Annotated in this window: 18 protein-coding genes and 3 pseudogenes; 9 read left to right on the top strand and 12 right to left on the bottom strand. The window is 68.6% G+C overall.

Annotated elements, in window-relative coordinates:
* Positions 1–259: 259 nt before the first annotated feature.
* Positions 260–1,336, bottom strand: coding sequence for an NAD(P)-binding protein (locus AB0O76_RS07230; RefSeq protein ID WP_365486322.1), 1,077 nt, complete (start codon positions 1,334–1,336; stop codon positions 260–262).
* A 490-nt stretch (positions 1,337–1,826) separates the two neighbouring features.
* On the opposite strand from AB0O76_RS07230, the pseudogene AB0O76_RS07225 reads away from it, so the two are divergent.
* Positions 1,827–3,355, top strand: a pseudogene (locus tag AB0O76_RS07225) (Na+/H+ antiporter).
* Between the two features lie 741 nt (positions 3,356–4,096).
* Here AB0O76_RS07225 and AB0O76_RS07220 read toward each other — a convergent pair.
* The 3 genes from AB0O76_RS07220 to AB0O76_RS07210 are packed head-to-tail and all read right to left on the bottom strand — an operon-like array spanning position 4,097 to position 7,874.
* Positions 4,097–6,343, bottom strand: a complete 2,247-nt coding sequence (locus AB0O76_RS07220) for a xanthine dehydrogenase family protein molybdopterin-binding subunit (RefSeq protein WP_365486320.1) — start codon at positions 6,341–6,343, stop codon at positions 4,097–4,099.
* A complete protein-coding gene (locus tag AB0O76_RS07215; RefSeq protein WP_365486318.1) occupies positions 6,340–7,335 on the bottom strand; it encodes a xanthine dehydrogenase family protein subunit M in 996 nt (331 codons plus the stop codon). The genes AB0O76_RS07220 and AB0O76_RS07215 overlap by 4 nt, the downstream gene beginning before the upstream one ends.
* Positions 7,336–7,346: 11 nt before the next feature.
* Positions 7,347–7,874: a (2Fe-2S)-binding protein gene (locus AB0O76_RS07210; protein ID WP_365486316.1), complete on the bottom strand. Its 528-nt coding sequence runs from the start codon at positions 7,872–7,874 to the stop codon at positions 7,347–7,349.
* 112 nt (positions 7,875–7,986) lie between these two features.
* Here AB0O76_RS07210 and AB0O76_RS07205 point away from each other — a divergent pair, with 112 nt between their 5' ends.
* The 3 genes from AB0O76_RS07205 to AB0O76_RS07195 all read left to right on the top strand — a co-directional run bounded on the left by AB0O76_RS07205 (position 7,987) and on the right by AB0O76_RS07195 (position 8,776).
* Positions 7,987–8,151 carry a hypothetical protein gene (locus AB0O76_RS07205; RefSeq protein ID WP_365486314.1) on the top strand — a complete coding sequence of 55 codons (165 nt, stop codon included), beginning with the start codon at positions 7,987–7,989 and terminating at the stop codon, positions 8,149–8,151.
* Between the two features lie 5 nt (positions 8,152–8,156).
* Entirely contained in the window at positions 8,157–8,513 is a 357-nt protein-coding gene (locus tag AB0O76_RS07200; RefSeq protein WP_365486313.1) for a metalloregulator ArsR/SmtB family transcription factor, read from the top strand.
* 137 nt (positions 8,514–8,650) lie between these two features.
* A complete protein-coding gene (locus AB0O76_RS07195; RefSeq protein ID WP_365486311.1) occupies positions 8,651–8,776 on the top strand; it encodes a hypothetical protein in 126 nt (41 codons plus the stop codon).
* Between the two features lie 221 nt (positions 8,777–8,997).
* Here the strand turns inward: AB0O76_RS07195 and AB0O76_RS07190 are convergent, their stop codons facing one another.
* Positions 8,998–9,735, bottom strand: coding sequence for an alpha/beta fold hydrolase (locus AB0O76_RS07190; RefSeq protein ID WP_365486309.1), 738 nt, complete (start codon positions 9,733–9,735; stop codon positions 8,998–9,000).
* Positions 9,736–10,079: 344 nt separating this feature from the next.
* Here AB0O76_RS07190 and AB0O76_RS07185 point away from each other — a divergent pair.
* Together AB0O76_RS07185 and AB0O76_RS07180 are read left to right on the top strand one after the other, a co-directional pair.
* Positions 10,080–10,238 (top strand): annotated as a pseudogene (locus AB0O76_RS07185) (alkylphosphonate utilization protein); the annotation flags it as partial.
* 385 nt (positions 10,239–10,623) lie between these two features.
* Complete coding sequence (locus AB0O76_RS07180) at positions 10,624–11,019, top strand: VOC family protein (RefSeq protein ID WP_365486307.1); 396 nt, start codon at positions 10,624–10,626, stop codon at positions 11,017–11,019.
* Positions 11,020–11,314: 295 nt separating this feature from the next.
* On the opposite strand, the gene AB0O76_RS07175 is transcribed toward AB0O76_RS07180, so the two are convergent.
* Both AB0O76_RS07175 and AB0O76_RS07170 read right to left on the bottom strand, forming a co-directional pair.
* On the bottom strand, positions 11,315–11,569 hold the full coding sequence (locus tag AB0O76_RS07175) for a hypothetical protein (RefSeq protein WP_365486305.1): 255 nt from the start codon (positions 11,567–11,569) through the stop codon (positions 11,315–11,317).
* Positions 11,570–12,184: 615 nt separating this feature from the next.
* On the bottom strand, positions 12,185–12,598 hold the full coding sequence (locus AB0O76_RS07170; RefSeq protein WP_365486361.1) for an ATP-binding protein: 414 nt from the start codon (positions 12,596–12,598) through the stop codon (positions 12,185–12,187).
* Positions 12,599–12,964: 366 nt separating this feature from the next.
* Here AB0O76_RS07170 and AB0O76_RS07165 point away from each other — a divergent pair, with 366 nt between their 5' ends.
* Positions 12,965–13,666 (top strand): GAF domain-containing protein, encoded by a 702-nt coding sequence (locus tag AB0O76_RS07165; RefSeq protein WP_365486360.1) that lies wholly within the window; start codon positions 12,965–12,967, stop codon positions 13,664–13,666.
* Between the two features lie 51 nt (positions 13,667–13,717).
* On the opposite strand, the gene AB0O76_RS07160 is transcribed toward AB0O76_RS07165, so the two are convergent.
* Positions 13,718–14,014, bottom strand: coding sequence for a hypothetical protein (locus AB0O76_RS07160; RefSeq protein ID WP_365486303.1), 297 nt, complete (start codon positions 14,012–14,014; stop codon positions 13,718–13,720).
* A 266-nt stretch (positions 14,015–14,280) separates the two neighbouring features.
* On the opposite strand from AB0O76_RS07160, the pseudogene AB0O76_RS07155 reads away from it, so the two are divergent.
* Together AB0O76_RS07155 and AB0O76_RS07150 are read left to right on the top strand one after the other, a co-directional pair.
* Positions 14,281–14,439: pseudogene (locus AB0O76_RS07155) on the top strand (thioredoxin-disulfide reductase); the annotation flags it as partial.
* A 502-nt stretch (positions 14,440–14,941) separates the two neighbouring features.
* Complete coding sequence (locus AB0O76_RS07150) at positions 14,942–15,157, top strand: hypothetical protein (RefSeq protein WP_365486301.1); 216 nt, start codon at positions 14,942–14,944, stop codon at positions 15,155–15,157.
* 356 nt (positions 15,158–15,513) lie between these two features.
* Here the strand turns inward: AB0O76_RS07150 and AB0O76_RS07145 are convergent, their stop codons facing one another.
* The 4 genes from AB0O76_RS07145 to metK form a co-directional block, all read right to left on the bottom strand.
* Complete coding sequence (locus AB0O76_RS07145) at positions 15,514–16,515, bottom strand: GNAT family N-acetyltransferase (protein WP_365486299.1); 1,002 nt, start codon at positions 16,513–16,515, stop codon at positions 15,514–15,516.
* A 55-nt stretch (positions 16,516–16,570) separates the two neighbouring features.
* Positions 16,571–16,876 (bottom strand): ferredoxin, encoded by a 306-nt coding sequence (gene fdxA / locus AB0O76_RS07140; protein ID WP_365486298.1) that lies wholly within the window; start codon positions 16,874–16,876, stop codon positions 16,571–16,573.
* A gap of 22 nt (positions 16,877–16,898) precedes the next feature.
* Complete coding sequence (locus AB0O76_RS07135; RefSeq protein WP_365486296.1) at positions 16,899–18,098, bottom strand: MFS transporter; 1,200 nt, start codon at positions 18,096–18,098, stop codon at positions 16,899–16,901.
* Between the two features lie 328 nt (positions 18,099–18,426).
* Positions 18,427–19,650, bottom strand: a complete 1,224-nt coding sequence (metK, locus tag AB0O76_RS07130; RefSeq protein ID WP_365486294.1) for a methionine adenosyltransferase — start codon at positions 19,648–19,650, stop codon at positions 18,427–18,429.
* Positions 19,651–19,708: the final 58 nt, after the last annotated feature.

Here is a 19,708-nt window from a genome sequence, read left to right as displayed (position 1 = left end):
TCGGCAGTCACAGCTTCGCCACCCCCTTGGCGACAAAAGCCACCAACGCGAACACCGCGATCGTGGTGACGACGAAGGCCACGTCGGCCATCGTGAGCTCCTGGGATGAGGTTCGGAATGTGAACGGACGCCTAGAGGAAACTGCACGCCTGGCCGGATTCGACCGTCGTTGACGCCTCCCTTACGTCCCTCTGCACCTCCTTGACACGTCTCTTACGCGTTCCTTCTCGCCTTCGGGGAATTCCTGGTTCTTGCCCGCTCAGCCCGCCGGATGCGGCTGCACCCCCGACATGAGGACATCGAGGCCACGCCGGGTCGTGGCGAGGACCACACGGCCCCCCGCCCGCAGGACCCGTCGCCGGACTCGCCGAGGGCCAGGACCCGCCACTGGTGTTCCCGGAACGCCTCGTGGACGGAATGGCCCTCCAGCTCGGGGTGTCCGGCGACGTCCACGGCCGTGAACGGGGTAGGAGGCACGGAGGGTGCGCTGGACGGTGGCGGCGAAGTCGCCGTCGTAGAGCCGCATCACCACCCGGATGTCCGGATTGGCCTCACGGGCGGCCATCGCGATGTCCAGGTTCTCCCCGTCGTCCCGGGTGAGGACGAGCAGCGACTTGCTTACCTGGACCCGGGCCCGCTCCAGGATTCCCGGTGCCGCCGCGTCCTCCAGGAGCAGCGGCACACCGAGTTCACGAGCCAGGCCGACGCCACGGGCGTGCGGATCGCGTTCGACCACCACGACCTGGTGATCGGTGGTGCGCAGCCGGGCGAGGACACGGGTCCCGATCTTGCCGAGGCCGACCAGGACGATGTGGTCGCTGAGATCCTGCGCGGGCGGGTGCCCGGCGGGCGCCGTGCGGAACGCCTCGGTGGCATGCATCGCGGCGGCCACGACGATCGGCAGGACGGCGAGCCCGGTGAAACCAGCGATGAGCTGCAGCCAGCGGCGCACCGCACCGTCGTCCGTGGCCGGATCCCCCATGGTGAAGATGTCGAGCAGCGGCAGATAGATGTTCTTCCACCACGGGTGCTCGTCCGTGAACTGCCAGGTCGCGATGGCGCAGGTGCGCCGTTCGAGCGTGAACTGCCGGTGGTACGCGGTGTGCGTGTCCGGCAGCAGTTGCGTGCCGTCCTGGCTCGCGGGGTCGTCCTGGTACGCCCCGGACAGGACGGCGAGCGTGGCCAGGTCGGTGGGCTGGGGAGAAGCTCCTGCCGGGCGGACGACCCCGCGGAACACCCTGCCCTCGACCTGGAGTGTGTGGCCGTGCCCGACCGCGGCGGCGGCCACCAGTTCGGGCACGGCGGTGTCTGCGTCGGACAGGACCGTGGTGGACATGTCCAGGAGCGGGTCGTCGGGGCGGCGCGCAGGGTCTGTTCGTCGGGGCGCGCGGACACCAGGCGCTCGATGGGTGAGTGCGGGTCACGGTGCAGTGCGGCGACATCGGCGCCGCGCTCGTCACGCCGTGACGGCAGCACGACGGTGACGGCCTCACCGCACACGGCGTCGAGCTCGACGGCGATGCGGTGCGCGAGCCCGCCGTCGCCGCAGATCACCATGTGCTGGGACCGCTGGCCAAGTCGCGTGCGCATGTGCAGAGTTGATGTCACATCAAGCAAGAATGCGCGGGCGGCCGCCATCGGTTCCGAGGCACGCACTGATGAGGCGTCAAGGTTTCGTGTACGTCCCCCGTTCGCCGCCTGGGCGAGGGAGGCCGTGTCGTGGATGCGGGCCAGGTAGCCCGCAGCTTGTCCCGCAAGGGGTAGCCGGTCATGCCTCGCCGCCTCCTGGGCTCATGCGCTGCCCCCTACAGTCGGCGTGGCACGAAATGCGCGGCGTAGGTACGGTTCTGGCTCTCGTGGTGCTCGCGACGATGATGGCCACGTTCGCCCGCCGGTGGCGCATCCCCGCACCCTCGCTGCTGGTGGTCGCGGGCCTCGCCGTGGCGCTGCTGCCGGGTACTCCGCAGATCGAGATCAGCCCGGAGATCATCGGTCTCGTCGTCCTTCCGCCGCTGCTCTACGCGAGCGCCGAGGACCTGTCCTGGCGCGAGCTGCGGCTGGTGTGGAAGCCCGTGAGCGTGCTCGCGGTGGCCCTGGTCCTCGCCTCGGCGGCGGCGGTCGGGGCGGTGGCATCCCTGGTGACGCCCCTGTCATGGCAGATGGCGCTCGTCCTGGGAGCTGTCCTTGCCAGTACGGACCCGGTAGCCGTCACCGCACTCGGCCGACGCCTCGCGCTCCCACCCAAGGTGCAGGTCCTCGTCCAGGCCGAGAGCCTCTTCAACGACGCCACCTCCCTGGTCCTCTTCCGCGTGGCGATCAGCGTCGCCGTGGCATCGGCCACGACCGACTGGCAGGCGGCGGGCGGGGAGTTCGCGCTCCTCGCGGGCGGCGGCACGGTGGTGGGGGCGACTTGCCGCGGTGGTGGCACTGATCCGGCGCCGGACCGAGGATCCCGTCCTTGAGACGGTCATAGCGCTGGTCACCCCGTACGCGGCGTACGTCCTCGCCGAGGCCGTCCACACCTCCGGCGTGACGTCCGTCGTGGTGGCCGGTGTCGTCCTCGGCGGCCGCGGCGACCGTCTGACCAGCGCGCCGATAAGGCTCCAACTGCATGCCGTCTACGGCACGGTGGTGTTCCTGCCGGAGAGCGTCGTGTTCAGCCTGATCGGGCTCGCGCTGCCCGCGCAGGTACGGGCCCTGTCCGACGACGACCGGGCCTGGCCGCTGTACGCACTCGCGGTCGCCGCGACGCTCATCGCCGTACGGCTGTTGTGGCTGGCGCCGCTGTCGGCCGTGCTGCAGCGCAAGGGCGGAGACGGGCCCACAACTGGCGGGTGCCGGCAGTGCTGACCTGGGCGGGCCCCCGAGGCGTCGTTCCACTGGCGGCCGCCCTGTCCATTCCGGTGACGGCGGACGACGGTTCGCCGCTCACGGAACGCCCACTGGTGCTCGTCCTGGCCACCTCGGTGGTGGTCGCCACCCTCGTCGTACAGGGCTTCACGCTCACTCCCGTCGTCCGCCGCTCCGGCATCGCACTCAAACCGGCACACACCGAGCGCGAGGAGGCCGCGGCACGCTGCGGCCTGGCGACCGCGGGCATGCGCCGCGGCTGCGGCACAGCTTCTCGGCCCGCCTGGAGTCCGCCCGCGACCGGCTCGCCGTCAGCGTCGGCGAGGACGACGCGACGGCACCGGAGTCGGCCGAGCGGGTCTATCGGCAGCTGCGCCGCGACCTGATCACGGTCGCATCGGCCGAGCTCCGGCGCCTCTACGACGAGCACCACATCAGCGACGCCACACGGCGCAAACTGCAGCGTTCTCTCGACCTGGAGGAAGCGCGGCTCGCGGACGGGTGAGGCGCCACCGGCGGGCGCGGCGCCAGAATGCCCGTCAGACCGGAACGGCCCTCGCACACTGCGCACGCGAAGTGGCTCCGGTTGACGTAACTCACCTTGTCGAGCGCGTCCATCCACTGGCCGAAGTGGGCGTTCACGGTGCGGCACGAACTTGTACCCCCGCAGGGTCGGTCACCGTAGCCGTCCACGAGCGCCTTGCAAGCGGCTGGAAGGCCTTGCCCTAACCACTGTCAACGACGTGCTCCGGGTCCGGCCGCGGTATCGCCCGTGAGTGCGGCCTGCTAGCCAGTCGAGCCATCACCGGGCCGGGTGCGAGCCAAGAGCGGTTCCCAGGTCAGGGAGATTCCGGCGCTCCGCGCAGCGGATGGCGCGCTGGTGGCGCGGGCGCCTGGATCCATGGCGGTGTTCTGTCCGTCGCTCGATCCTCGGGAGCCGACATGCACCACCGCCGCGCCGTTCCCTGCCCCCGTCCTGGCCGGTCGCCGCTCGCCGCGCCGACCGCCTGACGTACGTGAGGGCCCGGGTGGTGGATCTCGCAGAGGCGCAGCTGATCGCTCGTACCCGGTTGCACGGTGAGGCCATGCAGAGCCTGGCCGAGGAGCGCGGGATCAGCGTGCGCCGGCTCGGGCGAGCGCGCCGCCTCGTGCTGACATCACTCAAGTCCCTTCGGCCTCGCCCAACGCCGCGGTGGTGATGTCCTCTTCAAGAGCGACTATCCACCACCTTGCGCCAAGCCTCTGTTCAGAGCATGTCTTCAAGGGTGATGGGCATTTTGCGTACGCGTCGACCGGTGGCGTGGTGGATCGCATTGGCGATGGCTGCGGCCGCGCCGACCTGGCCCACTTCTCCGACGCCCTTGACCCCGAGCGGGTTGACGATCTTGTCCTCGACCTCGATGAGTTCCACGTCGATATCGGGGGCGTCGGCGTTGACCGGGATCAGGTAGTCGCCCAGGCTGGAGGCGACCCAGCGGCCGCGGCGCGGGTCCATGTAGTTGGCTTCGAGGAGGGCCTGGCCAAGACCCCAGATCATGCCGCCCATCAGTTGGCTGCGGGCCGTCTTGGGGTTGAGGACCCGTCCGGGGGCGAAGGCGCCGACCATTCGACGTACTCGGACCACACCGAGGTCGGCATCGACGGCGACCTCGGCGAACTGGGCGCCGAAGGTCATCAGTCCGTAGTTGGCGGTCTGGGGTGTGGGAGACCACGCGCCCATCGCCTCGAGGTCGGGCAGGAAGTTGCGCTGCAGCAACTCGCCGTAGCTTTCCCCGGTGTCGGCCCGGCTGCGCAGCATCATGCGGCCGCCCCGCACGGTGATCGAGTCGGGGGCGGCGCCGTGCAGCGGCGATTGGGTGTCGGCGATGGCCTGGGCGATGAGCTGGTCGCGCAGGTTGGTGGCCGCGGTGTGGACGGCGGCGCTGATCATGCCGGAGCCGGACGAGCCGACAGCGGCGGCGATGCTGGGCAGCATGGTGTCGCCGCCCTCGAAACGGCAGTGCTCGATCGGGATACCGAGCGCGTCGGCCGCGACCTGAGTCATCACCGTGGCAACGCCAGTGCCGAAGTCGGGCGTTGCGGCTTGGACTACGGCGCTTCCGTCGGCGTAGATCCGGGCGCGGGCCCGTTGCGGGTTGTTCGGCCCGTAGACGGGATAGCCGGCGGTGGCCATGCCATAGCCGATGAGCCAGTTCCCGTCGCGGTGCGAACGGGGTTCGGGGTTGCGGCGCTGCCAGCCGAAGCGCTCGGCACCGCGCCGCAGGCACTCGGGGAGCCCGTCGCTCGACCAGGGATTGCCGGTGTTGGGATCGACGTCGGTGTGATTGCGCAGCCGCAATTCGACGGGGTCGAGGCCCAGTCGGTGGGCGAGTTCGTCCATCGCGCTTTCGAGGGCGAACATGCCTGACGCCTCACCCGGGGCCCGCATGAAGGTGGGCGTCATGGTGTTGGCGCGAATCAGCTGGTAGACGCCTTCGTAGTTCGGGCAGGCGTAGATCTGCGATGCGGCTCCGAGGGATGGTTCGGCCCAGTCGTCGAAGTGAGAGGTGGGCGACAGCTTGTGGTGGCGCAGTGCGGTGAGGCGGCCCTCCTTGGTCGCGCCGAGGGTGATGCGCTGCTCCTGTTCTTCACGGTGGCCGACCGAAGTGAACATCTGCTCGCGTGTCAGGGCGAGTTTGACCGGTCGCCCGACGTGGCGCGCGGCGAGCGCGCTGAGCGCGGGGTGCGCCCAGATCATGGCCTTGCAGCCGAAGCTGCCGCCGACGAAGTGGGAGATGACCCGCACCTTGGACGGGGTGAGCCCCAGAAGCGCGGCGACGGTCAGCTGGGTGGCCGCCACCCCTTGTGTCGCGTCGTGAAGGGTGAGCTCGTCCCCGTCCCATACCGCGGTGGTGGCCGACGGCTCGATCGGGTTGTGATTGTTGGCCGCGAAGGCGTACACGGCATCGATCCGCACATCGGCCCGGGCGAGTCCCGCGTCGATGTCGCCGCGTTGATTACGGCCGGGGATGAAGCCCGCGAAGATCGCCTCGGGCTCGTACACCTGATCGCGGCCCTGGTCGAGCGTCGTGACCGACGGCGTCTCTTCATAGGCAACGCGTACGAGCGCGGCCGCGTGCTGTGCGCGCTCCAGTGTGTCGGCCACGACGACGGCGACGGGCTGGCCCGTGTAGTGGACGACGTCGTCCTGCATGGGGAAGAAGGTCTGGCCTGGGGCCGGCATGCCGGCCAGCGAGGGGATCAGTGGCGGCTGAGTGGCGGTCCTGGGCAGGTTCTCGTGTGTGAGGACGGCCAGTACCCCTTCGGAGGCCAGCGCCTCGGAGGCATCGATGGAGGTGATCCGGCCGCTCGGCACACGTGCTCCGACCAGGAAGGCGTAGGACATGTTGTCGAGTGCGTAGTCCGCCGAGTAGCGCGCGGTGCCGGAGACCTTGTGGCGGCCGTCGACCCGGTCGGTGGGCTGTCCGATGGCCGGCGGAGTTGCCGTGGTCATGAGGGACGCTCCGGGCTCGTGAGGGTCTCCAGTGCGCGGACCATCGTCCGCTGGGCCAGCTCGACCTTGAATTCGTTGAGCGGTGTGGTCCGCGCAGCGGCGAGTTCCTCGCGGGCGGCGCGTACGAACGTCTCTCGGTCCGCGGTTGCTCCGCGCAGAATCTCCTCCGCTCGCCGTGCCCGCCACGGCTTGGTGGCCACGCCGCCCAGTGCCAGCCGCGCATCCCTGATGACACCGTCCGAGATGGTCACGCCGACCGCCACGGAGGCCAGCGCGAACTCGTACGACTCACGGTCGCGCACCTTCAGATACAGCGCATTGCCAGCGACGGGCGTGTACGGCACCTCGATGCCGACGATGAGTTCGCCGTGTTCCAGGGGGTGCTCGAGGTGGGGCGTGTCACCGGGCAGTAGGAAGAAGTCGTCGATGGCGTAGACGCGCCTGCCCGAGGCTCCCTCGGTGTGGATGCGGGCTTCTAGGGCCATCAGCGCCACGGCGACGTCGGAGGGATGGGTGGCGATGCATGAGTCGCCGGCGCCCAGGACGGCGTGGCCGCGGTTGAAGCCGTCGATGGCGCTGCAGCCGCTCCCCGGATCGCGCTTGTTGCATGGGGAGACGGCGTCGCGAAAGTATCCGCAACGGACTCGCTGCATCATGTTGCCGCCCATGGTGGCCATGTGCCGCAGCTGTGCCGACGCACCGAGGACGAGTGCTTCGGCCAGCATGGGGAACCGCTCGCGCACACCTGGGGCCTCTGCGACATCGCTCATACGCGCCACGGCGCCGATGTACACGCCGCCGTCCGGGCGGTCCTCGATCTGGGTGAGCGGCAGATCGTTGATGTCGACGAGCCGACGTGGCTGCAGAACGTTCTGACGGAGCAGATCGATCTCGGTCGTCCCGCCGGCCAGGAAGTCGCTGGTGGGGTCCGCCGTCACGGTGGCGATGGCACCGGTGACGTCACTGGCACGCGAATAGCTGATGGGCCGCAACTCTGGTCTCCCTAGGATCCGTCGCGGACCGCGCGGATGGCGGCGCGAATGTGCGGGTACGCGGCACAGCGGCAGATGTTGCCGCTCATCCACTCCCGGATCTCGGCGTCGCCGCCTGCATGCCCCTCCTTGAGGAGCGCGGCTGCCGACATGATCTGGCCAGGTGTGCAGTAGCCGCACTGGAACGCGTCCTCGGCGATGAACGCGGTCTGCATGGCATCGAGTTCCTCGTGCTTGGCCAGGCCCTCGATCGTCGTCACCTCGCGGCCCTCGCAGGCGATCGCGAGAGTCAGGCATCCCAGGACGCGCCGCTCGTCGACCCAGAGCGTGCACGCACCGCAGGTTCCCTGGTCACACCCCTTCTTCGCACCCGTGAGGTGCAGGTGCTCACGCAGCGCGTCCAGAAGACTGACCCGCGGCTCGATCTCCACGGACCGCTCGACCCCGTTGACCTTGAGCGTGACCTTCACCGGGTCGGGGCCGCGTTCCGGCAGAACGGAAGCCGCAGCCTCGACAGTGGGTGGTTGTTGTACAGACAAGACAATTACCTCCAAACGTGATGTTCATCGTGTCGCTAGTGAAAGCGGACCGCCACTGGACGCATCGGCCCAGGCGCGTGTAGTTCCGTTCGTCGAGGCGCTGCGAGAGCGGGTGCGCGAGGCGCAGGAATCACTCCAGGAGGCTCTGACCGCCGAGGACGCCTATGACGTGGCGGTGGCGCAGGACGAGCTGGACGATGCGCTGAGGCTCGCCCAAATGCACGGGGTCGTGACAAGCCAGTCCGAGGCTGACGACAAGAGGACGGTCGGGGAGTGATCGGCGTGCCGGTTCCGCTGTATGAGGCGAAGGCGGAGTTCTTCCGGATGCTGGGGCACCCGGTGCGGATCCGGGTGCTGGAGCTGCTGCAGGACGGTCCGATGCCCGTGCGGGAGCTGCTTGCCGCGATCGAGATCGAGCCGTCGAATCTCTCGCAGCAGCTGGCCGTCCTGCGCCGTTCCGGGATCGTGACCGCCACCCGCAGCGGCTCGACGGTGGTGTACGAGTTGGCGGGCGGGGACGTGGCGGAGCTGCTGGCTGCGGCACGGCGGATCCTGTCCGCGCTCCTTACGGGGCAGAGCGAACTCCTAGAGGAGTTGCGCAAGGCCGATCGGGAGAAGGCGCCGAAGGTGGCGTCGTGACGGGTACAGGCCGTTCCCGTCCGTGGCGGAAAGGCCAGCCGTCTGCCGCCGCAGTCGAGCACGCGCTGCCGCGGGTTCAGAGGCACATCGTGTCCGTGCCCTTGGGGCCGCGAGCTGTGGCCGAGGCGCGGCAAGCGGTGGCTGAGCGGATCCGCGATCGGCGTTCGCCCCGCCACGGCATCGACGACGAACACATCGAGCCCCTCACCGTGTACGCCGACCAGGACGCCGCACTGACGGCACTGACTGAACCGCCTCACTGACCCAAGAAGGAAGGCGGCAGCGGGCACCGCCTCTCTCAGATACGGCGTGAACAGCGACCTGACCGCCGCAGCCTTCTCGCCCGGCGTGGCCGACGCGATCGGGCTCTAGGTGGGGATCGAACGCACTACCGCCTGCCTGGCCGTCCGCTACGGGCGCACGGCCAACTGGTTCGCCGCGTTCCTCCCCCTCGCCGCCACGCTCACCTCGTGGAAGAAGCTCGTCACGTGACGTTCTTGCACAGGAAGGTCTCAAGCCGTTCGGCGAAGCCCGGTGCTGCGGCGACGAAGTGACCGGCGCCCGGATGCACGCTGCGCTCGCCGCCGAGCGCATCCGCGAGGGCGTCGCAGATCCGCTCGTGCGCGGCCGCGTGGTCTCCGGACGCGACGAGCACGGGGATGCCGGCATGACGGATCGCGTCGAGCTGTGGGCGCGCCTCGCTGGTCGGTCGGCCACCGTGCGCCCGTCGAACGCCGGCGACCACGTCCTCGGGGAGCGGGCCGTCGCCGATGGGCGCACCCGCGAGTCGGAGGAACTCGCGCAGTTGGGTCGGGGCCGTATCCATACCGTGGGCGAGGACCGTATCGCCGAGGCGCTCGAGCCGTGCCACCTCGGGATCGTCAGGGACAAGGTAGTTGAGCGGCGGCTCGATCAGGGTCAGTGAGCGCACGCTGCCCGGCGCGGCAGCGGCCGCGATCAACGTCCCCAGGACGCCGTAGGAGTGGGCGACAACGTGCGGGCGGCCGACGAGCAGCGGCGCCAGGTCCAGGGCGTCCACCTCGAAGTCCTGACGCTCCTGCGGTGGTGGGCTCGGCGGATAGCCACGGCGATGGACGTATGCCAGCGTCCACCGGTCGGCCAGTGGAGCGACAGGGCCCCACGTCGTCCGCGGGCCTGCACCGCCATGCACCAGCAGGACCTCCGGCCCAGAGCCATCACGTACCACCACGATCTCGCTCACGAGGCGAGCGTAGCGGCGCACGCTTTCCGCCGCTCCGGGAAGACCCGTGCATCACGAGCAGGCCCCGGCCGCGCGCAGCTCCCCCCTTCGCTGCCGGTCCCCGACCGAATGCGAACACCCCTTCCTTCCTGGTGAATTCAAGCCATGGGCGGGAGCGGTCGTGTCGTCATCCCCAGAGTGTTCCCGGGGGATGGCCCCATCGGTCGCGACTCCCCTCACCGCTGCACGTATCCATCAGCAGCCGCTCCACACCCAGAAGTTGAAGGACCTTCCGTAGGGACCTCGACGGATGGATCACCGTGACACGACCACCCGCTGATCGGCAGCAGTCCCGGTGATGTGTCAGCCTGAAGGTCAAGGGCAGCCCCAGCGGGATCAAGGCGGGCACCAAGGTCCGCAACATCCGTCTCGTGGAGGACGGCGTGGACGCCCACGACATCGACTGCAAGATCGATGGATTCGGCCCCATGCAGCTCAAGTCCAGCGTGGTCAAGAAGGCGTAGGCGACCGGCGCACACCTCGCCGCCCGGCTCCTGGGCCAGGTGTGCGGCATCGTCGATGCCTCACCGCCCTCGACGACGTGGCCGCGATCCTTCGCACTTCCCCCAGGGCAGGGCGGATTCGGACCGCCTGGACCATGGATCGCTGGGCGTTCAGACGGGCAGCGGGGGCGACATCAGACTCTGACCGATATCCGCACACCTTCCGCGGGCTCGCGACCGCCGACATGCGATCTCGACCAAGGCGAATGCTGCGACGGCGGATGCGAGGCGGTGCAGCTCCCCACCACACCTCCCCGCACCAGTCGCCCTCGCAGGCGGCCAGGGGCGTGCGGGAGGCGGTTGGCAAGCCATTACTCCGCACTCGTGAAGGTCGTTTCCCGGCCGGATGGTGATCGTTGCCTGGCTTCAGCGGTTCAAGCGTGTTCGGTCGACTCGGGCGTACGTGAGGGCGGGCGAGTTCTGGCGTCAGGCCCTGGGGTATGTGCGGCGGCCTCCGCGCTGGGAAGGCGATGACTGGATCGTCCTGGAGCCTCCCCAGGGTGTGCCTGGTGTCGCGATCGCGATGGATGTGAGCGAGAGCCCTGCGGAGGAATTTCCCCGTATTCACTTCGATCTCGACGCCGGTGAGCGCGATCTCGACGAGGAAGTCGGCCGTCTGGTGGCGCTTGGCGCCCAGCGTGTCGATGGGCAGCACTACCCGGAGAACCCGGCTCGACCGTACGTCGTACTGGCCGACCCGGAGGGTAACCGGTTCTGTGTCGAAGGCCGGCGGGCCGACTGATCCAGGGCACCTGCTGCTACGGCTGTCGCTGGCTGGCGTCAGGCTCGCGCGAACGGCACCACGGGCGGCATGGCACCCGCGCATCAGGCCGGGCGCGCGCCGTTCGCGGCGAACCCTCCCGCCTCCGTCCGCCTCCGTGGCGGAGGGCCTGCCGCTGCCGACCGTGGCCAACGAGCGGGAACCGCACCGGGCGCAGCGAGAACGAGGTGCGCGTGCTGACGGAGGCCGTGTTCGTCGGGTGGCGCATCGACGCACGAGCACAGCGGCCGGCACTCCCCGCCACGGTCCACTGGCTCTATGGGATGCCTCGCCCACGGATGGGCGCATTGGGCATCAATTTCACAATTGATGATGATATGGGCCTGTCCAATGTTCCGCGCTCGAACGGAGAACGCCCCACATGCGCATCCGCAAGCTCCTGACCGTAACCGCCATGGCTGCCGCAGCAGTCCTCGGCAGCATTGGCCCAGCCACCGCCGAGGACGAAGGGAATAGCGGCACCATCGTTCAATCCGCTTCCGGGAATGACCAGCCAGAGCATGTCGGACATGAAAGGCCGAGCTCGTTGCCTGAGCACGGCGTGAATCGAGTCGGGGGCATTTCCGACCAACGCGAGACTCCGGCCGCAGAGAGCCCTGAGCAAGACGCAGGCGCAGGCCTCCTTGGCAGGCTGTTGTTCGGCTGAGGGAATGGCGCGGAGCTCTGACCTGCGCCCGGCACACCCTTGATGTTTGTGGAGCGCCGGCAGGGCCCGCGGCGATGCATCGTCAGCTGCCAACCACGGCCGAGCGGGCGTCGTCATCGCATGCGGCCTGCGTTCGCCACGCGGGTTGCCGCAGAGTCAGCGGTCGACATAGCCCTCGCGGAGGGACCGCCTGGCAGGTCCAGCACATGGATGACTGAGGCCGCCAACGGTCCCGGGTCAGCGTGCCTGGCGAGGGCTGGATGTCCGTCGAGTAGCTTCTGGCCGAGGACGGCATCAGCGGCTCTCAGGCATATGGGCAACCACTTTCCGGCTCCGTTCCAAGCGCGGAAGTGCGCGGCCTCCGAAACCAGAAGATCCCGCCTGATCGGCTCGATCGGACGGGATCTCGTGAACTGCACCTGAGGTATCTCAAGAACAGTCCCCTCGTGGGCAGGGTAGGCCGCTCGGGCAGATCTGGTGTCAGGCGAGGGCCAGGCTGGCGCGGACGCGTTTGCCTCCCGCGCGCCGCTCCGAGGTGACGTTGCGGCACAGTGCGTGAACGACTTCCAGGCCGTGCTGTGCGGGGCGCAGGGCATCTGGGCTTGCCGGCATGGGGAGATGGGCGGGGTCGGTGTCCCAGACGCTGATCTCCAGGGCGTCCTCAGCCAGCTCGAGTTCGAAGACGCAGGGGCCGACGGTGTACTTGATCACGTTGGTGACCAGCTCGGACACGACCAACTGGACCGCTCCCAAGGTCTCCGCAGTGATACGGACAGCGCCCGTCACGGCTGCGCGCCTGAGAAAGTCGGTGGCCAGGGACCGGGCCCTCGCGGCTGTGTCTGTCCGGGCCTCGTATGCAGCGCCGGCGTACGTCTGGAGTGAGTCCAGAAGCATCGTCGCCGGCGGATCCGCCTCGTCCATCGTGTGTCCTGCCTTGTACGCGGCGCACGTCACGCGCCGTATGCCGGATGTTCTGACGGCTTGCTACCCGAACCCGGCTCGCGCATGCTCAGCGCTCTGCCTCGGGGGCGGGAATCGATGCCGCCATGACCAGGGCGTAGTCCTGAGAGTGCTCGTGCGCTGTGCCTTCAGCTCCCGCAGGCCCGTGATGTCACGAGCGACGACGCCCGGGGCGATCTGCTCACGAATCAGCTTTCTCGTACGCATCCGTGCCTTACTGGGGCGGTCCAACCATGCCGCAGCTTCTGAATTCATGGTGCTCTCCATGGCGTGCCGATCGCTGCAGATCAGGTCAGGCTTATGCGGCCGGGCTGGAACCTCGCAGCGTCATGGTGCAGGTTCCGCGGGACGTCTGGGCCGGTTCGCCAGTCCGCGGCCCCCCCAGTCGAGCGAGGAGCCGCCGCAGGGGCCTCGGCGCATCGACGGTGGTCACGACGACGAAGCGGCGATCGTCCGACTCACCACATTGCTCAGGGGAGTTTCGCTGTGGCCAGTCGGGAGATGGTGATTCCTCTCGCTGAATGTGCCCACATGTTGGGCATGGACGGGCCGGCGATCTCGCTGAGAGCCGGTGACGGCTGCGTGGAGCTCGTACAGCACAGCGATGAGCCGGCCGCGTTGGCCGACGATGTGCAGTACACACAGGGCCGCGGTCCCACACCCGACGTGGCGCGACGAGGCTCGCGCGTCATGCTTCCCGATCTCGCATCAGAGCCGGATACTCCTTGGCCCGGCTTGATTCCTGATCTTCAACAGCTGGGCATTCAAGCGGTGTTCGCGCTTCCGATGCAGATCCGGGGCGCACAACTCGGTGTGCTCACAGGGCACAGATGCAGCCCGGGCAATCCAACCTCAGAGCAATGGGCTGGCACCAGTGCGGCGGATGCCCTCCTTCGCATCAAGGCCCACGCCTATGCGCACGGCCAACCACTGCTCGCCACCGCCACAAGCATCCTCGGACACCGTCTGCGGCTGGAAGACGACCCACCTGGGCAAGCCTGACGCAGGCAACCCTCTCGACGAGGGCCGTTTCCCTTTGTGCCGACCGAAGCTCTACTTCAAGCTCTTCAGGCCGGTGATCAATTTGGTGACGTATTTCTCGCCGTCTGCGTACGCGAGGTCGTGCGTGTAGTTCTCGGAGACATACTGGCGCCGCCCCGTTTCCCTGTCGGTCACCACCACGCGGAACCCGAGTGCGCTGCAGCCGCTCCGGAAAGGGACGCCGACGCCCATCAAGCCCTCGGCGATGTCGATGGCGAAACGTTCACGGCTGAGGGGTCCCTCCCTTGGGGGTACGGGACGGCGGCCGAATCCGATACGGAACGGCCCGATTCGCAGTGTGTGGCGCATGACGCCTCCCGGCGGGTACATGAAGTCTATGCCTGGTCACACCTAGGACTGTTTCTCACCTGCGCCGTGCGCCGCGTACCCCCGGTGAGCAGTCCGGTGCGAGTGGTGAGGCAGCGGCGGCACGACGGGCACGGGCGGTGAAGGACGTCGCTGAGGTGGTGTTCATCTGCTCACGTGACGCGCGTTCGTTCACAACTGGTCGCCGCGCTGCTGACCGCTCTCGGCGACGGGGGGCGCACGTCCGCAGCGCGGATAACCCGTCGGCCGATGTCATAGAGAACATGCGAGCCCAGGCTGAACGCTTCGGCGCCGAGCTGATCGACGACGTCGAAGTGGACCTGACCGGCACCGCCAAGACGGTCACCGAAGGCGCGGGCGTCCTCCACCGCGCCAAGACTGTCCGGTCCGGGTATCGCAGGCTCGGACATGCGTGCAACCCGCTTGGCCATGGCAGCTGTTGCCGCCGTGAGCATCGGGGTCCTGTCGGCCGCTGCCGCTTCGGCCGTCAGCCCCGTCGGCACATACACCAAGGAGGTCAGCGGTGCCTCGGTCAAGCCCGGTGGTGGCGGAGACGAGTGCGACAAGGGGTGTAGCGGCCCGCACGGGCCGGCCGCCCCGGCCGTAAGTGACGCCGTCCCGGAGTTCGTGGTGGCGCGTACCGGCTCCAAGACCACCCCTGCGCAGGGCCGCTCGACCGGGCCGTGCCAGAGGTGCTCGACTACCCCGCCGGCTACCAGCCCACGGGCGGCGCCGCCGTCAGCTTCGCGGGACAGACAACACCATCAAGACGGCTTAGCGCCACCGCAGATGCGTTGGCTGAAGGCGTCTTACGCCATACCGCGGGCCCAGAACCTTCAGGTTCCGGGCCCGGCGCTACAAATCCCTTTGAAACAGCTGGAACGCCTGCATCAACCGACCACTGATGAAGTGCCCCAAGAAGAAGGGCACTTATCTCGATCCGACCAACGACCCGGACGCAGCGCCTTCGAGTACTGCTACTGGGCCCGACTTTCCTCCACCTCCGGCGATCTGGGCTCCGTCATCGCCAACAACGGCGGCGACGGCGCCGCGGTGGTGACGATCCAGCCTGGTGACAAGGCGTTCGAGACCACCGGCTGCCAGACCTGGAAGAAGACCAGCTAGCCCACCGCCTCGGCTGGACCGCCCTCGCCACTGTCCTCGCCGCGTGCATCGTCATCCCCGCCATCGACCTCGACGACAGCAGCAGCGACAGAGCCGCGTCGGCGGAGCCGTCCCCTACCTACAGCGGCCCTGCCTGGAACGCCTACAAGGCGGGTCGCAGTTTCATCGGCGGCTGAATCGGCGGAGTTCTCCCCCTGGCCGATCACCCCGGCATGTACGCCGACGAGGCGCCGTGAGCGCCGTCGACACCGCTCAAGCGCAACGGCACGGTCAAGGAGGTGGCCGTCGACGGCCGGTTCGCCCAGGGTCTTGACGGGTCCTCACAAGGCATCGAGGCCGACGGATCAACTGCCCGCTCAGGTCCCTTCTATCGCCCACAACGGCGAAGCGACCGCCCCCCGGAGGGTCTTGGCGCGCAGGGACTCCATGCCGAGATGGAGGGCGGTGGCGCCGTGGGCGTAGGCGTGCTCGATGGGGAGGTAGTAGACGAGGTTGAAGTACTCGTGCGCGCCGCCCAGTCGCGCGTAGTCGTATCCGGTGGAGCGGAGCCAGACGGTGTCCGCGTAGCGGTAGAAGAGGCTGAAGGCGACCATGCGGCCCTCGGCGTAGGCGGCGCAGACGATTCCGCTGTCGGCCATGCCGTCGGCCTGCTCGCGCAACAGCCGGGTCATGAAGGCGGGGTCGGCGGGGTGGCCGTGGCGCTCCTGGAGCTGGGCGGCCAGTGCTCCGGCGGCGTCGGCGCACTCGGAGAGCCGTAGGGTACGGAGCTCGTATCCGGCCTCGGCGAAGGCCCGGCGTTCGCGGCGGATGGTGACGCGCCGCTTGGACGGCAGGCCGGCGAGATAGTCGTCAAAGGTACTGCCGGCCAGCGGGATACGGGCGTCCTGGTTGAGCTGTACGGGCTTGGTGCCGCAGGCGTCGGCCAGTTCGGCGGCCGCCGCGTCGGTGACGTACAGCCACCAGGGCTGTGCCTTCTGGTCGGCGGCGAGGGATCCTGCGGCCGCCACGAGCCGGCTCAGCGCCTCACTCCGTCGGTCGGGGGTGAGGCGGGGGTGGAGGAGAGGGGCGTTGAGGTAGCCGCGACGGGCTCCCGCGAACAAGGTTCTGGTCGGTGCGCGGCCGGGGACGAGCTCGTGTACGCGGTAGAGGTCGTTGGGTTCGTTGTCGACGACGTACAGCGGTGCGGCGGCGATCAGTTGGCCGTCGTCGTGAACCAGGGCGTAGCGGACCAGGGCGGTGGGATCTTGCTGCTGGGCGGCGAGCCACTGGTGGGAGAGATAGAGGCCCACCGGCGCGGCCAGGGCGTCCCACGAGGCGGCGGGGACGTCCAGGATGTCGGGTACGAGGGTGCGGATCACGGAGCAGAGATTCCTTCAGGGCCGATGAAGCTGATGAAGCCGATGGAGCCGGTCGTCATCGGGCCGCGACATAGGGGTGGTCCTTCTCGATCGGGCCCGTTTTCGAGGCGCCACCGGGCGAGCCGAGTTCGTCGAAGAACTCGACGTTCGCCTTGTAGTAGTCCTTCCACACCTCCGGAACATCGTCCTCGTAAAAGATCGCCTCGACCGGGCAGACCGGCTCACAGGCACCGCAGTCGACGCATTCGTCCGGGTGGATGTACAAGGACCGCCGACCCTCGTAGATGCAGTCGACCGGGCATTCCTCGATGCAGGCCTTGTCCTTCAGGTCGACACAGGGGTCTGCAATTACGTACGTCATCGGATTCCTCTTCTGATGAGCATCAGTGGGCGACGGCTTCGTCGAGTTCGCTCTTCGGCAGGCGCTCGGCGCGGTACGGGTCGATGAACTTGGGGCGCACACACGCAAGAGCGACGAAGAGCGCTCCGGCTCCGGAGGCACAGGTCAGCAGGAAGGCGCCGTGGTGTCCGGAGTGCTGTGCCAGTTGCCCAGCGGCCAGCGCGGCAATTCCCTGGCCGACGATCAGGCCGCTGCCGAGGAGAGCCATGGCCTCCCCCATGCGCTCCAGCGGGGCGACGTGTTCCGCGAGGTTGAACACCGCGATGAGGTGCGGGGCGACGGCGAATCCGATGCCGGCGATGGCGGCGGTCGCACCGACGAAGCCGTCGACGAGGAGGAGGGGAAGCAGCAGAACTGCCTGTGCGGCGATGGCGATGCGAAGCTGGAGCGTCAGGTCCAGGGTGATGGGCCGCATCGTGATGGCAAGGCCGGTGAGTGAGCTGGTCACGGCCATGGCCCCCCAGACCAGGCCGGCCAGGCCGGTATCGCCGAGGTGCGCGGAGAGCGCGCTCGTGCCGGCGTTGGCGCTTCCCCAGATCATTCCCTGCAGGAGCGCCATGGCGAAGAGCACGACCAGTGCGGGATGCAGCAGCCTCGCACCGGAGGATGCCTGGGCAGGTGTCCCTCGTGGCGCGGTGGGATGGAGCGCGAAGAGAGTGCCGAATACCGCGATGACCAGTCCCGCCAGGATGAGCCCGGCCGCGGGGTGGATCAGGACCACTGTCACGCCGGCGAGTGCCGGTCCGGCCATGAAGCTGACTTCGTCGATGGCCGTGTCGAACGAGAGGGCGCGGCGGGTCAACTCCCGGGAGCCGGCTTGGTTCTTGTCGTCCGCGGGATCGGTCAGGACAACCCATCGCGTGCGTGAGAGCGGGCCGATCTGCGGCACGGTGAGGCCGACGACAGCCGCGAGCGCAGCCTGCACCACGAGCGGCATTTCGGTGAGTGCCGAAACGACGAAGACGGCAATGGCCGCGGCATTTGCGAGTGAGGCCGCCAGGAGGACGGGACGATGGCCGCGCCGGTCGGCATAGCGCCCGAGGAACGGTCCCCCCAGGGCCTGCCCCGTCCACAGCATTCCGGCGGCGATTCCCGCAGCGCCGATGCTGTTGAGCTCGGTCAGCATCAACAGGGTGGCGATGGGGCAGATCGCGGCGGGCAGGCGCGCCGCAAACGAGATCACGGGAAGTGCGGCACCCGCGATCTGCGTAACTGGTCGAAGACCCGCGAATGCTGACACGTGGTCAATTCCAATCGTAGGGGGACATGCGACGCCTGGCCGCGGCGGCCACCGGGCGGCGGCGGGCGCTTGCTGAGCGGCTTTGGCGAAGTCCGGTGCGGTTCGGGTGCGCCCCGAAGGGGCGCGGGGCTCTGACATGTGCGGCTCCGCCGCGAAGGGGGTCCCCCCTGTTCGAGCGAAGCCGAGAACTTGGGGGAGCAGCCAGCCACGACACAGCCGCAGACGAGCGACGGCACCTCGCGGCACTTCCCGCGGAGCGCTTAGTGCTGCGTCACAGGCCCGCGGCCCGGCGGAGGGCGTCGACGCGGTCGGTGCGCTCCCAGGTGAAGTCCGCCGCCTCCCGGCCGAAGTGGCCGTACTCGGCGGTCTGCGCGTAGATCGGCCGGAGCAGGTCGAGGTCCCGGATGATCGCGGCCGGGCGGAGGTCGAAGACCTCGGAGATGGCCTGCTCGATCCGGTCCACGTCGATCTTCGCGGTGCCGAAGGTCTCCACGAACAGGCCGACCGGCTCGGCCTTGCCGATCGCGTACGCCACCTGCACCTCGCAGCGCGAGGCAAGGCCGGCGGCGACCACGTTCTTGGCGACCCAGCGCATCGCGTACGCCGCCGAACGGTCCACCTTGGACGGGTCCTTGCCGGAGAATGCGCCGCCGCCGTGGCGGGCCATGCCACCGTAGGTGTCGATGATGATCTTGCGGCCGGTGAGGCCGGCGTCGCCCATGGGGCCGCCGATCTCGAAGCGTCCTGTCGGGTTCACCAGCAGGCGGTAGCCCTCGGTCTCCAGCTTGATGCCGTCCTCGGCGAGCTGCTTCAGGACGTGCTCCACCACGAACTCACGCACGTCCGAAGTGAGCAGCGAGTCCAGGTCGATGTCCGGGGCGTGCTGTGAGGAGACGACCACGGTGTCCAGGCGTACCGCCTTGTCGCCGTCGTATTCGATGGTGACCTGGGTCTTGCCGTCGGGACGCAGGTAGGCCATGGTGCCGTTCTTGCGCACCTCGGACAGCCGCTTGGACAACTTGTGCGCCAAGTGGATCGGGAGTGGCATCAGCTCGGGCGTCTCGTCCGCGGCGTAGCCGAACATCAGGCCCTGGTCGCCAGCACCCTGCTTGTCCAGCTCGTCGCCCTCTTCGGCTGCGTCGGCACCCACGATCCGCTTCTCGTAGGCGGCGTCGACGCCCTGTGCAATGTCCGGGGACTGCGCACCGATCGAGATCGAGACGCCACAGGAGGCTCCGTCGAAGCCCTTCTGTGAGGAGTCGTAACCGATCTCCAGGATCTTCTCGCGCACCAGCTGCGGGATCGGCGCGTACGCCTTGGTCGTGACCTCTCCGGCCACATGCACCAGGCCGGTGGTGATCAGCGTCTCGACGGCGACCCGGGAAGTCGGGTCCTCACGCAGCAACGCATCGAGAATGGTGTCGCTGATCTGGTCAGCGATCTTGTCGGGGTGGCCCTCGGTCACGGACTCCGAGGTGAAGAGACGATTGCTCACGATGGCGCTCATTTCTGATTTCGGATGCTGTTGTGCGATGCCGCCTGCGTCCTCGCGT

It is taken from the genome of Streptomyces sp. NPDC086554, from assembly GCF_040686095.1.
GTDB lineage: Bacteria > Actinomycetota > Actinomycetes > Streptomycetales > Streptomycetaceae > Streptomyces.
Note: the sequence above shows the minus strand (reverse complement) of the source record. Positions and strands in the feature narration are given on the sequence as shown.

Coding starts and splice junctions, on each gene's coding strand:
- AB0O76_RS07230 (WP_365486322.1), bottom strand. CDS start 1,336: ATGTCCACCACGGTCCTGTCCGACGCAGACACCGCCGTGCCCGAACTG.
- AB0O76_RS07220 (WP_365486320.1), bottom strand. CDS start 6,343: ATGACCACGGCAACTCCGCCGGCCATCGGACAGCCCACCGACCGGGTC.
- AB0O76_RS07180 (WP_365486307.1), top strand. CDS start 10,624: ATGGTGATCGTTGCCTGGCTTCAGCGGTTCAAGCGTGTTCGGTCGACT.
- AB0O76_RS07175 (WP_365486305.1), bottom strand. CDS start 11,569: ATGTCCGACATGCTCTGGCTGGTCATTCCCGGAAGCGGATTGAACGAT.
- AB0O76_RS07170 (WP_365486361.1), bottom strand. CDS start 12,598: ATGCTTCTGGACTCACTCCAGACGTACGCCGGCGCTGCATACGAGGCC.
- AB0O76_RS07165 (WP_365486360.1), top strand. CDS start 12,965: ATGCGGCCGGGCTGGAACCTCGCAGCGTCATGGTGCAGGTTCCGCGGG.
- AB0O76_RS07160 (WP_365486303.1), bottom strand. CDS start 14,014: ATGCGCCACACACTGCGAATCGGGCCGTTCCGTATCGGATTCGGCCGC.
- fdxA (WP_365486298.1), bottom strand. CDS start 16,876: ATGACGTACGTAATTGCAGACCCCTGTGTCGACCTGAAGGACAAGGCC.